This is a genomic window from Fictibacillus sp. NRS-1165 (genome assembly GCF_050468105.1).
Lineage (GTDB): Bacteria > Bacillota > Bacilli > Bacillales > Fictibacillaceae > Fictibacillus_C > Fictibacillus_C terrinigri.
This window is the reverse complement of record NZ_JBDPNU010000189.1, coordinates 1-1232: the sequence shown is the minus strand read 5'-3', so window position 1 is coordinate 1232 and position 1232 is coordinate 1. Positions and strand designations below refer to the sequence as shown.

Genomic DNA, 1232 nt, shown 5'->3' with positions numbered 1-1232 from the left:
AGCTGTAAGGATGCAATAGTGCTCCACAGCAAAGTAGGCAACTACGGTAATCCGCTATTTCCGGAATTGGAGGACTACGGGGATGCCACCCTTGTTGGCGATAACGGGGTAACGAATTTCTTCAGGGTCGACTGGTTCACTCCTGATGGATTGCCGACTTGGGGAGATGGACGAACGTTCATCATCGGTACCAAAGGTCACATCGAACTTCGTAAGTATGTGGACATAGCACGTGAAAATAGCGGAAATCAACTGTATCTCGCCAATGACCAGGGTGTGGAGCATTATTCTCTGGACGGAAAAGTAGGCTTTCCTTTCTTTGGTGAACTCATCCTTGATTGTTTGAATCGTACCGAGGTGGCAATGACCCAGGAGCACGCTTTCAAAGCCGCTGAGTTGTGTTTGATTGCGCAGGAAAATGCTGTCCGGATCGTTCCCTCTAACTGATTTTCAAATACTCACAACCTGGGAAAAGTTGTGGCTAATCATCCTGTTATCTCTGCGATAACAGGAAGCGATCAGGGCAGGGGGACTGGATTCCGGGGATACAGAACAGAGGATGTTGAACCGAATGAACGTGTTTGTAAATATCAGACTCTTCAGTGTTGAAAACTGATATATATTGGAATGAACTTTTAGAAGCCAGCCTGCTGGAGCTTGATGGCAAATCGGGGAAGCGACCCATGATGCTATGCTTTTAGGCTGGATGATTAACAAAGAAGAGAAATACTTTGCGTTTAGGAACAATGAAAATCCATATAAAACCACAAATCAGGAGGAGAAGTTAATGTTAAAAAGGGGTATAAGCTTTGTAATCTTTTTGGTATTAGCAGTTGCTTTAACTGCCTGTTCAAGCAGTAAACAAACGGGAGGAAGCGGAAAAACCACCATCGAATTTTTGCACTCTTCGGTTGAACAAGAGCGTATAGCGGTATTAGACAAGTTGATTGCTAAGTTTGAGAAAGAAAATCCAAATATTAAAGTTAAACAAGTTCCGATTGAAGAAGATAAAATTAATACAAAAATTATAACTCTGGCTAATTCAGGAAAGTTGCCGGCTGTTGTTGAAGCTGGGCAGGACTACGCAAAGGTAATGGATAAAGATCAACTTATTGACAAAGGTGCAGTAAAAAAGATCATCGATGAAGTTGGCGAAAAAAATTACTATGAGGGCGCTTTAAACTTAATGAGAACGGAAAACAGTAAAAGTTTTACAGGGGTTCCAATGAGCG

General features: G+C 42.4%; 1 protein-coding gene and 1 pseudogene. Both read left to right on the top strand.

Annotation, left to right across the window (positions count from 1 at the left end; all coding sequences use genetic code 11):
• A pseudogene (locus tag ABHN01_RS25805) lies at nucleotides 1-447 on the top strand (Gfo/Idh/MocA family protein); the annotation flags it as partial.
• Nucleotides 448-787: 340 nt separating this feature from the next.
• Nucleotides 788-1232: ABC transporter substrate-binding protein (locus tag ABHN01_RS25800; protein WP_429877913.1), on the top strand; the 445-nt coding region annotated here is incomplete at its 3' end.